The sequence below is a fragment of the Parabacteroides sp. An277 genome (assembly GCF_002159645.1).
GTDB lineage: Bacteria > Bacteroidota > Bacteroidia > Bacteroidales > Tannerellaceae > Parabacteroides.
The window spans coordinates 42,317-56,727 of record NZ_NFJB01000011.1 but is presented as its reverse complement, the minus strand read 5'-3'; the positions used below and the strand labels follow the sequence as shown (position 1 = coordinate 56,727).

Below are 14,411 nucleotides of genomic sequence, written 5' to 3'. Positions count from 1 at the left end.
TTCTTTTTATTTACTTCCGCAAAGGAACGATTTTTTTTCGAGATAAAATAGGCTTTTTGTATTTTTGCGCGCAAATAAGTGTAATTGGAAATGGCTCGTTTGGCTTCGCATTATCTTTTCAATGGTTCGTTCCGTCGGCTTTCGTATGTCGAATTGGATGCCGAAGGGAATTACCTTGGTACTTTCCCCTTGGACGAGGAGAGGGCTTGTACCTCTTTTTATAATGGTTTTTTACTCGTGCTTCCCGTAGGGCTTTCCTTTTTGTGGGAACATGTTTGGGCACAGATAAAAGGGGAATCGTTTGATTCGTATCCGGCGCTTGGCGAGCGTCTGGGGCATTTATTACCAGCCTGGGAACTTTTGGGTGGCGAATCGGTTCGGGTGTTACATCTCACGCTTCACCCCTTCGCGGCGTCGGAACTCGGCACATACAATGGCCGTCGCGATGGCCACGTTGAGTGATTCGGCCGTTTCCCGTCCGGGCGGAAAGGGCGGGATGTAAAGACGTTCGTCGAGCAAGGCTTTTATTTGCGGACGGACTCCATTCCCTTCATTTCCCATAACTAACAATCCGTTTTGGGTCAATTTTTTGTCATACAGGTTCTCTCCATCGAGGAAAGTACCATATAAGGGGATGCCTTGCGCTTTCTCCTGTTTCAGGTAGGGCTCCAGCTCGGTATAAAATACTTTCACGTGCGCCAAGGCACCCATGGTCGCTTGTACTACTTTCGGATTAAAGGCATCCGCCGTATCGGGGCTGCAGACGATATGTTCGATGCCAAACCAATCGGCCAGGCGGATAATCGTCCCCAGGTTGCCAGGGTCTTGGATGCCGTCGAGCACCAACACCAATTCCCGGTCGGGATGCACCTCTTCCAGGTTCCATGTCGGGAGATAGAACACCGCCAGCACGTCTTGTGGGTTCTTTAGGAGGCTTGCCCGGCGGATATCCTCTTCGTCGGCTACGATAAGTTCTTCGGCCGGAATGTCGCCTTGCGTAGCCATCCAGCAGGGCTTGGCCGCCAGGAACTGGCATCGGTAAAACGGCAGCATGTCTGCCACCAACTTATTTCCTTCTGCTATAAATACGCCGGCTTCTTGCCTCCGTTTTTTAGCTTCCAATGCATGGATATATTTGATTTTGTTCTTGCTTATCATTTCCAATAAGTATAGTTATAAATGCGACAAATAATCGTTGTATTTCCGTATGGGGAACGCCTTGCAGGCTCCCCGCAAGCTGGTCATTCCTCCAGACTATGGTTGATTTCGTCGATATAGCCTAAAATTTCCTCGCGCCCCTCTTTCGTTTCCGACGAAGAGTAGAAGATAGGCGGGAGCTCTTCCCAGGTTTCGAGGAGCCGTTCTTTATATATTTTGACGTGCTCGTTTAGCCGCCCGCGGCTTATCTTGTCTATCTTGGTGAAGATGATAGCAAAAGGGATGCCGTTCTCGCCCAGCCATTCCATGAATTCCAAATCTATCTTCTGCGGTTCGTGGCGGCAGTCCACCAAGACGAAGAGGCAGGTGAGTTGCTCGCGGTAGAAGGTGTAATTTTCTATTAACGTGCGAAGTTGCTCGCGTTGTTCTTTTCCGCGCTGGGCGAAGCCGTATCCGGGCAAATCCACGAGAAACCATTCGTCGTTAATGAGGAAATGGTTGATAAGAAGCGTCTTGCCCGGTTTTGAAGAGGTCATGGCCAATCCTTTCCGCCCCGTAAGCATGTTGATGAGGGACGATTTCCCCACATTGCTTCGCCCGATAAAGGCATATTCCGGACGTGTCCCTTCGGGGCATTTTCGTACATCTGTATTGCTGATGATAAATTCTGCGCTTTTAATGTTCATGTTGTGTGAATCTTTTGGATGTTATTATGAGTTGATAATAGCCAAAGCCCTGCGAATGTGATAGCTCCGTTGAGCATCAACAGCTCGTATCCGAAGACATATCCCGCGTGATGCTCTGCTACGTAGCTTGCCAAAAAGCAAATGGCAGGAGAGGCGATGCAAATATACGGAACATATTTGTCTTTTGGATGCTTTCGGGTAAAAAGTCCGAATGCAAAAAGTCCTAAAAGCGGGCCATACGTGTAAGAGGCAATCATATAGATGGCATCAATCACACTCCGGTTGTTTACCTCTTTGATGATGATGATGATGAGGGCGAAGAGGACGGAGATAAGGAAATGTACCCAGAGGCGTGTCCGTTTGGCTTCTCCCGCATGAGCTTTTTCTATCCCTAAAATATCGACGCAAAAAGAGGTGGTAAGAGCCGTCAGAGCAGAGTCGGCACTGCTAAATGCCGCTGCAATGATGCCGATGGTAAAGAATATCAGCATACTGTTACCCAAGATACCGGAGGTACAAAACATCGGTAGGATGTCGTCGCTCAAAGCGGGAAGCGCGATATGTTCCTGCTCTGCCATCGCCAGCAAAAGTACGCCGAGCGAGAGGAAGAGAAAGTTCACAGGAGTGAAAGCAAAGCCATAGGTGTACATGTTCTTCTGAGCTTCGCGAAGGTTCCGGCACGAGAGGTTTTTCTGCATCATATCCTGGTCTAATCCTGTCATGACGATGGTAATAAATATCCCGCTAAAGAATTGCTTGACGAAGTGCTGGGTACTATGCCAATCTGAAAATTCGAAGAGGCGGAAATGAGGGCTCTCTGTCAAGACTTGCACCATGCCGGCGGTATCTACCCCCAACTTATCTTTGACTTGCCAGATAATGACGAGCAGCATCGCCACGAGACAAAGGGCTTGCAAGGTATCTGTCCAAATGATGGTCTTCACCCCGCTTCGAAACGTATAAAGCCAAACAAGGAAGATACTCAACACAACTGTCACCCAAAAGGGAATGTTCCACGTATCGAACACATAATGTTGCAATATCAAGACCACTAAATAGAGACGTGCCGCCGCCCCGATAATCTTCGAGAGTAGAAAGAACGAAGCACCTGTCTTGTAGCTATTCCTTCCGATGCGTTTCTCCAAATAGGTATAAATGGAGGTGAGTTGCAGCCTATAATATAAAGGAAGCAGGACATGCGCAATGAGTACATATCCCACAAAGAAACCCAATACGGTTTGCATGTAAGTCATATCCATGCTCCGCACCATGCCGGGGACAGACACGAACGTGACGCCCGAGAGCGATGTCCCAATCATCCCAATGGAAACGATATACCACGGGGATTGCCTGTTCCCCAAGAAAAAGGCCTCGTTGCCCGTATTCCCGCGCCCTGTGAGCCAAGCTACACCCAGCAAGACGCCGAAATAGAGTACGATGATGAGCAGGATGATATAACTGTTCATGGGTTAGGATTTCTTGGCTTGCAAGGAACTATAGATGAGGTATCCGATGAGCAGCACGTACATCACAATGCCCAGCACTTCTGCCATTTGCCCGCTTGCCCATTCGGCATTAAACATATCTACTCCGGCAAAACGAAGTGCGGCACTCACTACGCCCATTAATGCGCCTCCGGCAATGAATCCCGACGAGAGCAAGGTACCTCGTTCCACACGAGCCGTATTCAGTTCCTTGTCTTGGCTTCGCGTACTGACGTACCAATTGATGGCACCTCCGATAAGCAGCGGGGTATTCAATTCAATCGGAATGAACATACCCAAGGCAAACGCCAAGGCAGGAATCCCGGCAAAGTTGAGCGCAATGGCGATGATAGCTCCTATCAAATAAAGAATCCAAGGTGCACCCGAACCGCTCATTAAGGGTTCAATCACGGCTGCCATCGCGTTGGCTTGCGGAGCTGCCAATTGCCCGCTTGTGAATCCATACGTTTGGTTCAATATCAAGATGACGCCGCCTACGGTCGCTGCTGATACAAGCGTGCCGAGGAACTTCCACGATTCCTGTTTCACAGGCGTACTGCCAAGCCAATAGCCAATCTTCAAGTCGGTGATAAAGCCTCCGGCCATGGAAAGTGCTGTACAGACGACACCTCCAATAATCAAAGAAGATACCATTCCCGCAGGACCGTTCAAACCGCAAGCCACGAGGATGATGGAGGCAAGGATAAGCGTCATGAGTGTCATGCCTGATACGGGGTTCGTCCCTACGATGGCGATGGCGTTGGCTGCTACGGTGGTAAACAAGAATGCGATGATGCCTACCAACAGCAACCCTATGATGGCGTAAAACCAATTATCCAGCAATCCGAATTGGAAGAAAAGTAACGAGATGATTAACGTCACGATGACACCGATGGCAATGACTTTCATCGACAAGTCCCGTTGGGTACGTTTTACTTCGACGTTCGCTCCTGTGCTTTTGCCCTTCAATTCTTTGGCTGCCAACCCGACCGCGCCTCGGATAATGCTCCACGACTTCACGATGCCAATCACACCTGCCGTGGCAATACCGCCGATACCGATATGGCGGGCATAGGAGGTGAATATCTCTTCCGCGCTCATGCTTCCTACAGTGGCGGTGATGGCATCATTTCCAAATTTCAATACTTCGTCTCCAAAGAAGGCAGACATCAACGGGATGATGACTAACCAAACCAAAAACGAACCTGCGCAAATGATGGCTGAATACTTCAATCCGACGATGTAACCCAATCCTAACACGGCAGCACCCGTGTTTACCTTCATGACTAATTTGGCTTTCTCGGCTAAGGCTTCGCCTGCACCTACGATAGTGGTACTAATCGTTTCGCTCCACCAGCCGAACGTAGCGATGATGAAGTCGTATAATCCGCCAATCAAGCCTGCGAATATCAAGGGTTTCGCTTGGCTTCCACCTTTTTCGCCCGAGACGAGCACTTGCGTGGTAGCGGTTGCTTCGGGGAAGGGGTATTTCCCGTGCATGTCTGAGACGAAATACTTGCGGAAAGGTATCAAGAGCAAAATGCCCAACACGCCTCCGAGGAGCGAACTGAGGAATACTTCGAGGAAGTTCACCGTAATCTCTGGATACTTGTCTTGCAGGATGTAAAGCGCAGGAAGCGTGAAGATGGCACCTGCCACAATCACGCCGCTACTGGCTCCTATGGATTGGATAATCACATTCTCGCCCAAGGCGTTCCGACGTTTGAAACCGCTCGAAAGCCCTACGGCGATAATCGCAATCGGGATAGCTGCTTCAAACACTTGTCCGACTTTCAATCCCAAATAAGCCGCTGCAGCACTGAAGATGACGGCCATGACTAATCCCCAACAAACCGACCAGGGCGTTACCTCCCGATACTTCTTATCCGCCTGCATGATAGGGCGATACTCTTCTCCTTCCTTCAATTCCCGATATGCATTCTCAGGCAATCCGGACATTTTCTCTTTGTTCTCTTCCATTTCCTTTCGATGTACTTTTTGAACGATTAATTCTGTTTTTTGTTTCTTTTAGCTGCAAAAGTACGAAAAAATAGGGAACAAAAAGCAAAATGCCCTATAGATAAACTTCCTTTTCCCGTTATCTTTCTTTCGCGTATCGACGATGTTTCTGTATCTTTAGCCTAAAGATATACAAATATCGACGATATTTGTGTAAACATCGACGATATTTAGAAAAAATATAACTGTCTTGCAAAGTTTTTCCGGTTTGTTTTAAGTTTGGATAAGGGGATAAGGAAAAATAAATTATATTATGGATAATAACAAGATTTGTAACCAATTTGGCTAAAGTTTGACTTTTGAAAGATGTTTTGGTGCGGGGTGATAAGCTTAATAGTGCTTATTATTCCGCATCTTTTTGTGGTTCTTTCCAAAAATTCGAACGACTCTTATTGCATTTCTCTTTTTTCTATTATATCTTTGTAGTCATACAGGAAAACGGATTTGGGCAATGAGGCGTACGGATATAATCAATCGGATACGGGAAACACTACATCGTGTAGCCCCTAATGCATACGCTATTCTTTATGGTAGCGAAGCGCGGGGAGAAGCACGTCCGGATAGCGATATCGATTTGTTGATATTGTTGGACAAGGATGCCATTTCGTTGAAAGAAGAGCAGGCGATAGCTTACCCGTTGTACGATATAGAATTTGATACGGGCGTGATAATTAGTCCGCATATCTTTAGCAAAGCGCAATGGGAAAAGCATCCTACTCCTTTTTATGAAAACGTAATGCGCGAGGGGATTGTGTTATGACGGAAGGAGAAAGAATAGATTTGGTTGCTTTACGCGTTCAAAATGCAAAGGCTACATTAGCCGAAGTTCCAGTTCATATTAATAATGGTTTTTGGAATACGGCTACAAATCGGATGTATTATGCTTGTTACTATATGGTAGCAGCTTTATTGCTCCAAGCAGGCGTTCAACTAAAAACACATGCAGGTGTTCGACAAGCATTTGGAAAAGAGTTTGTGTTGAAGGGATTGGTGTCGAGAGAGAAAGCCCGTTTCTTTTCTATTCTGTATGATTATCGACAAACGGGAGATTATGATGATTTTATTAGAATGGATGAAGAAAAAGTAAAGGAATTATATCCTCAAGCTGTTGATTTTATTGCAGATTTGGAGAAATTGATAATGTTGCCTTAAAACCATAAGAAAGTCCAAGCCATTCGGAGGAAAGTGTATGCGTGGGTTGGAGATTTCGAATTACCTTTGCTTCACATATAATCAAAAAACAACGAAAGAAATGAACAAAATGGGTAAATGGTTGGGCTTGGGCGTATTGACGTTCATGCCTTTATGGGTGATGGCCGAAGACGAGCACTTGCTTCGGAAACAGATATTAGACGATGCGAAGATGGCGCAAGTCGAAGAGATGGCGCGCGAAGTAGTAGCGGGTGGCTTTAATGCAGGTGATGGGTATGGCGAAGTGTGGATTCGCGATTATAATACCTTTATCGAATTGGCGATGGAGGTGATGCCCGACGAGGCTATTCGCGAAAACCTCAATACTTTTTTCCATTTCCAAGGAAAGACGGGAGATATTGTGGATGGATTCATCGATATTCGAAAGGCGGATTTGGATAATGTGGGAGGATATAAGTATCGCCTCTCGGAAACAGAGAAACGTTTTGCCGCTCATAAGAATACGGTAGAAACCGACCATGAGACATCCCTTATTCAAGCTATCTATAAATATGTAAAGCGAAGTGGAAACCGGGCGTATTTGCAAACGACGGTGGCAGGCAAGACGGTACTCGAACGGATGGAATGGGCGTTGGAATACCTGATGAACGAGAAGTATAACACGCAATATGGATTGCTGATAGGTGCTACGACGGCAGATTGGGGCGATGTCCAACCAGAGCATCCTTGGGGTGTGGAAATAGACGAGAATACGCACCTCGCTATTGATATTTACGATAATGCGATGATGGTGCTTGCGCTCAATAATTATTTGGAATTGATAGACGACGCCAATAAGAAGGCTCGATGGACAAAGGTGCGCGACGAGCTGAAAGCGAATATCCGAAAATATTTGTGGGACGAGGAGCACGAGAAGTATATCCCGCATATCTATTTGAATGGTTCTCCTTTCTCAGCCAAATTGGATGAGAACCGCATTTATTATCAAGGGGGTACGACGATAGCCATCCTTGCCGGATTGCATAGTGCAGACGAGATAAAGGTAGCCAATCAGAAGATGCTTGAGAACCAACGCTTAGCGCATGCACAAACCATTGGCGTGACGATGTATCCTACCTATCCTGCGGGTTCGTTTCAAGGTGTGAGTATGTATCCGTATGGCTATCAGAACGGAGGCGATTGGACGTGGTTTGGCGGACGTATGATTCAAGCGTTGGTGGCGAATGGTTTGGTGGAAGAGGCTTATGCTGAGATTCAACCCATGTTGCAACGCATCTTGGTGAATAAGGGTTTCTACGAATGGTATACGCCTGGCGGAGAACCTCAAGGTTCGGGAACGTTTCGAGGCGAGGCAGGCGTATTGTTTACGGCTATCGAGATGTTGCGCGATTGGGCTGAGCAGGATTCGCTTCCGTTGGAAAAAGCCGACGATAGCTTGGTGCTCTTTACCTTCGGACAATCCAATTCGGCGAATCATGGGCAAGGACGTTATCAGCCTCGTCATACGCAATACAACTATTTCGAAGGAAAGCTTTATCCCGCCTCTGACCCCTTGATTGGTGCTACAGGTGAAGGAGGAAGCGTTTGGACTCGTGTGGGAGATAAACTCGTAGAGGCAGGCATGGCGAAGCAAGTGACGCTCGTTCCTATTGGTGTAGGTGGCGTGCGTATAGGTGCTTGGGCAAAAGGTGACGAGCTATATGGCAAGTTGGTTCGTACCGTCGAGCAAATGAAGCAGGATGGCATCAAGCCAGATTATATCTTGTGGCATCAAGGCGAGACGGACAACATCCTGAATACCTCTACGGAGGAATATGTTCGCCTCTTCGAGACGATTCGGGAGGTATTCCGAAGCCGAGGTATCGACGCGCCTATCGTGATAGCCCAAGTCTCCTACCATCCTAATTGCTTGGACGAAGATAACGGGAAGAGCGAAACCATCCGACAGGCGCAAAAACAATTGGCAGACAAGTATGAAGATATTTACTTGGGCCCTGATACAGACAGGTTGGATAAGGTATGGCAACGGGCAGATGGCATCCATTTCTCTGAGCCAGGGCAAGAGCTGCATGCCGAGATGTGGCGCGATGCGTTGAAGGCAATTCGTTAAGAAAGAAAAAGGAGCGGGCGAAAGCGGCGCACATCTAAAATATTTTCTTACTTTTGTGGCTCGAATAAAGTGTCGCAGACTTTAACGAGAACAACAGACGAATGATGAAGAAGTTGATATTTTGGTTGGCGTTGCAGTTTTGCTCGCTCTCGCTTATGGCGCAAATCAATACCGACCGCGTGTTGGCGATTGGACGCAATGCCTTATATTTTGAAGACTATGTGCTTTCTATTCAATATTTCAACCAGGTAATTCGTTCGAAACCTTGGTTGGCTGAGCCCTATTTCTTTCGGGCGGTGGCGAAGATTAATTTGGATGATTATAAAGGTGCTGAATTAGATTGTACGGCTTGCCTCGAACGGAATCCGTTTCTTGCGCAGGCTTATTACGCACGAGGTATTGCCCGGCAGAGCATGGAAGACTATGATGGCGCAATTGCCGATTACGAAAGAGGATTGGAGTTTAAGCGCGAAGATAGGGCGATGATGGTAAACGAAGCCGTGGCGTATATCCAAAAGAAAGATTATGATGGTGCAGAGAAGATGTTCGAACGCCTCATGAAAGCCTATCCTAAATATTCCATGAATTATCTTACGCGCGGTGCGATGTATTTGGAAAAGGGGGATACGGCAAAGGCGTTGGCTGATTACGATAAAGCTATCGAATTGGATGCTTATTATGCGCCTGCCTATGGGAATCGGGCGATTGTCTATTATCAACAGCAGGATTTCGAGAAGGCATTGGCGGATTTGAATGAGGCTATTCGTCTTGACCCGCGCGAGAATGGCTATTATATCAATCGGGGATTGGTACGTTATCAGATGAATAACTTGCGTGGCGCGATGGCGGATTATGACCAGGTGATTGGTTTGGATAAGGATAATCTCATTGCGCGTTTCAATCGAGGGTTGCTTCGTTTCCAAGTGGGGGATAACAATCGGGCGATTGAGGATTTCGATGTCGTCTTGCAGTTGGAACCGGACAACTATATGGCGTACTATAATCGGGCGTTGCTCCGTTATGAGACGGGTGATTATGGGGGTGCCATCAACGATTTCGACATTGTCTTGAATGAATATCCTGATTTCCTCCCTGGTTATTATAGTCGGGCTGAAGCCAAAAAGAAGTTAGGCGATGCAGCAGGAGCCGACAAGGATATTTGGACGGCATACCGCAAAGAGGAGCAAGCCAAGAAGGATAGAGCTTCAGGCAAGCAGTTGGCTTCCTCTGCTTCTTCCCAAGGAAATGCTTCGCAGAACCAGGCGTCGAACGATGAGAACACGCGCGAGCAATCGGATAAGAATATCGATAAGTTCAATCGCCTCGTGGTGTATGATAAAGAGGAGGAGCGGAAAAGCAAGTATCAGAACGAAGTACGTGGCAGGGTACAAGACCGTAACGTGCGTGTCGATTTGGAACCTCAGTTTATCCTGACCTATTACGAGAAACCTGACGAGGTAAAGAGCCAACTCTATTACAGCAAGCTGATTGATGATTTCAACCGTCGGCAAGCCTTGAAGATGAAACTCCTCATTACGAACGACGAGGCAGCTCTGACAGAGGGGCAGGTGGCTACTCATTTCGCGTCGATTGACGATTATTCAGCGCGTATCGGACAAAATCCGAACGATGCAGATGCTTACCTGGGGCGTGCCATCGATTATATGCTTGTGCAAGATTTTGCAGCGGCTATTAAGGATTACGATAAAGTCATCGAGTTGCAGTCTGACGCTGTGATTGCCTATTTCAATCGGGCTGTCGTGCGCTACAAGCAAATGCAGTATGAGGATTCGAACCGTAAGGCAGAGATTTTGGATATGCCTTCGGCAGGAGGGATGACCTTTTCGTTTGGGAAAAAGGGTGTCACGTCGTCACCTGTCACATTGTCGGCTACGAATGCCTTGCAGGAAGTGGAAGATAAGGAGCGCGCGTACAACCACGAACTTATCACGCGCGATTACGATAAGTGCATCCAACTTGCGCCTGAGTTTGTCTATGCCTATTTCAACCGGGCGAACTTGCGCTGCGCTTTGCGCGATTATCGGGCAGCTATCCAAGATTATACGGAAGCTATCGAACGTGACCCTGAGTTTGCCGAAGCCTATTTCAACCGAGGCTTGGCGCGCCTCTCGCAAGGGGATACGAACCGAGGCATTGCCGACCTTTCGAAAGCGGGTGAGCTGGGTATCGTCAATGCCTACAGTATCATCAAGCGCATGATGAACTAAGGAAGCTGGGCTTGCCATACGAAGCTGCCTTCGAAGGCATCCTGCAAGGCGGGTGCTTCGCGAAACAATCCGTAGACAGCCGAGCCTGAGCCTGACATCGATGCGTATACGGCTCCCTGCGCGTAGAGCTTTTCTTTTATCTGCCCGATAAGGGGATACTTTGCCAATACGCTCGCTTCGAAGTCGTTTGTCATGGCTTCTTTCCAGGTTTCCACTGGGCGGGCGATTATCTCAGGAAGCGAAACGGCAGGTGCATGAGGCGAGACTTGCGCATAGGCTTCCCCTGTCGGTACTGATACGTCGGGCTTTACCAATACCAAATGCCATCCTGCGAGGGATAGCTTCAAAGGCGCGAACACGTTGCCAATGCCTGTAGCAAACACAGGCGCGTTGCGAATGAAAAAAGCGCAATCGGCTCCTATCGACGAGGCGATGCGTTCCAACTCCTCGTCTGAAAGCTGCAAATGGCAAAAGTCGTTTACGAGCTTGAGCATGTGCGCGGCGTCAGACGAGCCTCCTCCCAATCCTGCGCCAAAGGGTATTACTTTGCGGAGTTCGATGTGGAGCGGAGGCAGGGGATGGTGTTCTTTCAACTTGGCTAGTGCGCACATCACGAGGTTCTTCTCTGCCGGTGCGTCGATGGCTATGCCTGTTTGGCGAAACGTCGTCTCGCTGGCTTCGGTTATTTCCAACGCGTCGCAAAGGGGGATAGGGTAGAATACCGTCTCGATGTCGTGGTATCCGTCTTCCCGCTTGCGCGTAATGTGCAATCCTAAGTTTATTTTTGCATTCGGGAAACAAATCATAAGTTGTTGTTTGTTTAGTTTGTATTTTTTTAGCACACAAACAACGCCGATTTAACAAGATAACCACAGTTTTTATATTTTGTAGCGAAGCTACACCCTGAAAAATCTGTGAAAATCGCTCTCATCTGGTGTCATCCTGTGTGCCATTCCTCCTCATCTGAAAATACAATCATTTTTGAATCGTTAAAATCTCAAAGAACTCACCTTTTCCTTCGAGGCTGAGCGAGGAGGCTTCATCATCCACTTCGATATGCCGGTAAGGCGCATCGAGCGGAATTTCTTGTAGCACGCTACCATCGGCTTTCAGCACGCGCAGGATGAGTTTTCCCGTCGGTTGGTTCATCAGGAACGTATAGCCTCGTGTACCTTCGGGGATAGCCACGAGCGGGTACCATCGAGCGCAAACGAGGTATCGATACGCTTGTCGAAGGCATACCGCATATCCCAAGGTGCGCCCAACGACGACTCGTGGAGTGGGTTCACGTCGAACGAACGCACGGCAGCATAATTCTTCTTCTCCGAATCGAGGCGAAGGAGACGCACGTAGCGCGCGTCGACAGGCGTTTCGCTGCTCCAATGGATGACGTATTGGCGCGTCAATTCAGGGAGGAGCGTTGTCCAAGTGCGTCCATCTGCCGAGGCTTCGAGGCACGCATGGTCAAAGTAATCCACATCATCCACCGAGTTTCGTCCTTGCAAGATAGAAACTTCGCGCACAGGCTGCACGCTACCCATATCGATACCAATCCAATCGCCCTCCTTTTGGGCAAACCCCGAGGTGTAGTGTGTCGTCGAATCGTTGTCGAACATGAGCTTCGTCAGCGTAGAGCTGGAGTTGGCAAACGAGCCAATCCCCTTATAAAGCATCGGCTTCTTGCCCAAGAGCTTCTCCAAGAAGGCATCTGCCATATCATCCATGGCGCGTTCGTAGAAGGGTTGGAGCTTCATGGTGCCGATTTTGTGCGCCTCGTAGGCTTTGCGCGCGTCGGCACTCATCAGGTTCTGTGTATATTTATCCCAAAAGGCAGCCTCGTCGGTACCTGTGCGATAGAGCTTCATCAGTTCGATAGCCCGTTCGCCACGCACCCCCAGTTTTTCAAACTCGTCGAGCCACGGACGAAGTTCCTGCACAAGGAGCTTATTCTCGCATCCCTGCTCGATAGCCTGCGGGGTAGCAGCCACCCGTTTAAACTCAGCCAAAAGCGCGTCTGCCTTTTCGTCGGTATAATCCTTCAGGCGGAAGGTAGTCGTTTCCCACGATTCGTCGCGCCGGTAACCCGTTTCCGTATCCGCTGAATGGATAGCAAACGTGCGGTATGCCTCGGTGGTGTTAGGCATGAGTTCAGCCAAGCCCCGTTCCCAATTATCCAATGCATTATAAGAGGCGACGTTCCACGCATAATCCGCTACGCCATACAGCGCGAGCTTCGACGCCTCGCCATGCTCCATGGGGTTGGAGACGATACCACACAAATCATTTGCCGTCAAAGTCGTATCCAAACCATACGACGGGCCTTGCATGAGGATATGCCGTGCGTAATCCGTTACAGGGAAGTTCCACCAATAATACCCTGGGCGTTGGATGCGCGTGTTGAGCCATTCCATCGTCTCGCGCGTTAAATCGCTGCAGACGACATCGCCCGTCCAAAACACCTGTACCGATTTGTCGAGCGTATTGCCATAGATAGCCAAGCTACCTTGAGGCGTAGGGTTCGCCCAAAGTTTGGAATAATCCGTAGGGCAAACCGTGAGCGAGGCAATATCTCCCTTCTTGTGCACGAAATCTTTCGTCAGGCGGTTGAGGAGCTCGACTTGCCGTTCAGGGTTGGTGCCTTCTCCTGAAATATCATCAAAAAAGACAGCAAACGAACGAACCCCCAAGTCGTACATCAGGTTGAACTTATGCACGAGGTTCTGGTAATCCTCTTCGTTCCATTTAATATCTTTTCCTGGATGGATAGCCCATACGAAATCCACCCGTGACGCGTGACAACGTGACACCAATTCCCGAATCTTTTTCGCCTCCTCTTCCGGATAAGGCAACCGCCAATTCGGACTGCTATGGTAAGGGTCGTCTTTCGGGCCATACAGGTAGGTGTTCATCTTGAATTTGCCATAAAAGTCGATAAGCGACATGCGCACTTCATGGCTCCAAGGCGTACCATAAAATCCTTCGACAACGCCACGGAAAGGCAAGTCCGGATAATCGTTGATGGTAACGTATGGCAACTTCCCGTCCTTGAAGGCAGGGCTTTCTATCAGTTGGCGCAACGTTTGGATACCATAGTAAGCTCCTCGTTCGTCGTACCCTACGATACGGATGCCCTTTTCATCTATCGTAAATGCATAGGCACCTGACACCTCTTTGACGCCTTGCTTCTTGGCCAACTTCGTGCCAAAATCGATAGAGAGCTTCACCCCTTTGTCTGAAAGAGTGGTAAAGCCGAAATCCTGGGCGAACTTCTTTTGTTTGTCTTGTAAAGAGATGCCGCTTGAAATATCCACGCGGTGGCTCTTGTCGAGCGTCATTTGATGCGGTGTGGGATTTACAATAATCCCCTCGTGATTTAGTTTCTTGCCTGGTACAGGCAACACGTTTTGAGCTTCCGACCGTTGGGATGACAAGTCAAAATCAGCTTCTTGTGCCGACAAAGTGCCGCACATCAAAGCGAAAGCCATGCTCCAAGCAATCCATGGGTTGTTGTTTTTCATACGCTTGTTTTTTATAATTCATGACAAATATAGCGATTTTGTATGACAAAAGCTGT

10 protein-coding genes and 1 pseudogene are annotated in these 14,411 nt (G+C 48.3%); 5 read left to right on the top strand and 6 right to left on the bottom strand.

Annotation, left to right across the window (positions count from 1 at the left end; genetic code table 11):
• Positions 1-90 precede the first annotated feature (90 nt).
• A complete protein-coding gene (locus B5F77_RS15560) occupies positions 91-462 on the top strand; it encodes a hypothetical protein (protein WP_140392821.1) in 372 nt (123 codons plus the stop codon).
• Here B5F77_RS15560 and B5F77_RS06070 read toward each other — a convergent pair.
• The 4 genes from B5F77_RS06070 to B5F77_RS06055 all read right to left on the bottom strand — a co-directional run bounded on the left by B5F77_RS06070 (position 385) and on the right by B5F77_RS06055 (position 5,308).
• Entirely contained in the window at positions 385-1,158 is a 774-nt protein-coding gene (locus B5F77_RS06070; RefSeq protein ID WP_087328996.1) for an RNA methyltransferase, read from the bottom strand. The genes B5F77_RS15560 and B5F77_RS06070 overlap by 78 nt on opposite strands.
• A gap of 83 nt (positions 1,159-1,241) precedes the next feature.
• The gene (yihA, locus tag B5F77_RS06065) at positions 1,242-1,844 is read right to left on the bottom strand and encodes a ribosome biogenesis GTP-binding protein YihA/YsxC (RefSeq protein ID WP_087328994.1); all 603 of its coding nucleotides are present in this window, start codon (positions 1,842-1,844) and stop codon (positions 1,242-1,244) included.
• On the bottom strand, positions 1,841-3,310 hold the full coding sequence (locus B5F77_RS06060; protein WP_087328992.1) for a sodium:solute symporter: 1,470 nt from the start codon (positions 3,308-3,310) through the stop codon (positions 1,841-1,843). The genes yihA and B5F77_RS06060 overlap by 4 nt, the downstream gene beginning before the upstream one ends.
• Before the next feature lie 3 nt (positions 3,311-3,313).
• Positions 3,314-5,308, bottom strand: coding sequence for an oligopeptide transporter, OPT family (locus B5F77_RS06055; RefSeq protein WP_087328990.1), 1,995 nt, complete (start codon positions 5,306-5,308; stop codon positions 3,314-3,316).
• 490 nt (positions 5,309-5,798) lie between these two features.
• Between B5F77_RS06055 and B5F77_RS06050 the strand changes: the two genes are divergently transcribed.
• From B5F77_RS06050 to B5F77_RS06035, 4 genes are all read left to right on the top strand, one after another.
• Positions 5,799-6,107, top strand: a complete 309-nt coding sequence (locus B5F77_RS06050) for a nucleotidyltransferase domain-containing protein (protein WP_087328988.1) — start codon at positions 5,799-5,801, stop codon at positions 6,105-6,107.
• Positions 6,104-6,499, top strand: a complete 396-nt coding sequence (locus B5F77_RS06045) for a HEPN domain-containing protein (protein ID WP_087328986.1) — start codon at positions 6,104-6,106, stop codon at positions 6,497-6,499. Before B5F77_RS06050 ends, B5F77_RS06045 begins: the two co-directional genes overlap by 4 nt.
• A gap of 100 nt (positions 6,500-6,599) precedes the next feature.
• Positions 6,600-8,609: a sialate O-acetylesterase gene (locus B5F77_RS06040; RefSeq protein ID WP_087328984.1), complete on the top strand. Its 2,010-nt coding sequence runs from the start codon at positions 6,600-6,602 to the stop codon at positions 8,607-8,609.
• A 101-nt stretch (positions 8,610-8,710) separates the two neighbouring features.
• Positions 8,711-10,837 carry a tetratricopeptide repeat protein gene (locus tag B5F77_RS06035; protein ID WP_204244951.1) on the top strand — a complete coding sequence of 709 codons (2,127 nt, stop codon included), beginning with the start codon at positions 8,711-8,713 and terminating at the stop codon, positions 10,835-10,837.
• Here the strand turns inward: B5F77_RS06035 and ispE are convergent.
• Together ispE and B5F77_RS06025 are read right to left on the bottom strand one after the other, a co-directional pair.
• Positions 10,834-11,643, bottom strand: a complete 810-nt coding sequence (ispE, locus tag B5F77_RS06030; protein ID WP_087328983.1) for a 4-(cytidine 5'-diphospho)-2-C-methyl-D-erythritol kinase — start codon at positions 11,641-11,643, stop codon at positions 10,834-10,836. The two genes, B5F77_RS06035 and ispE, sit on opposite strands and share 4 nt — an antisense overlap.
• A gap of 169 nt (positions 11,644-11,812) precedes the next feature.
• A pseudogene (locus tag B5F77_RS06025) lies at positions 11,813-14,322 on the bottom strand (beta-N-acetylglucosaminidase domain-containing protein).
• Positions 14,323-14,411 lie beyond the last annotated feature (89 nt).

Bases quoted from the DNA above. Each gene is read 5' to 3' on its own strand.
- B5F77_RS06055 (WP_087328990.1), bottom strand. From the start codon at position 5,308: ATGGAAGAGAACAAAGAGAAAATGTCCGGATTGCCTGAGAATGCATAT.
- ispE (WP_087328983.1), bottom strand. From the start codon at position 11,643: ATGATTTGTTTCCCGAATGCAAAAATAAACTTAGGATTGCACATTACG.
- yihA (WP_087328994.1), bottom strand. From the start codon at position 1,844: ATGAACATTAAAAGCGCAGAATTTATCATCAGCAATACAGATGTACGA.
- B5F77_RS06060 (WP_087328992.1), bottom strand. From the start codon at position 3,310: ATGAACAGTTATATCATCCTGCTCATCATCGTACTCTATTTCGGCGTC.
- B5F77_RS06070 (WP_087328996.1), bottom strand. From the start codon at position 1,158: ATGATAAGCAAGAACAAAATCAAATATATCCATGCATTGGAAGCTAAA.
- B5F77_RS06045 (WP_087328986.1), top strand. From the start codon at position 6,104: ATGACGGAAGGAGAAAGAATAGATTTGGTTGCTTTACGCGTTCAAAAT.
- B5F77_RS06035 (WP_204244951.1), top strand. From the start codon at position 8,711: ATGATGAAGAAGTTGATATTTTGGTTGGCGTTGCAGTTTTGCTCGCTC.
- B5F77_RS06050 (WP_087328988.1), top strand. From the start codon at position 5,799: ATGAGGCGTACGGATATAATCAATCGGATACGGGAAACACTACATCGT.
- B5F77_RS15560 (WP_140392821.1), top strand. From the start codon at position 91: ATGGCTCGTTTGGCTTCGCATTATCTTTTCAATGGTTCGTTCCGTCGG.
- B5F77_RS06040 (WP_087328984.1), top strand. From the start codon at position 6,600: ATGAACAAAATGGGTAAATGGTTGGGCTTGGGCGTATTGACGTTCATG.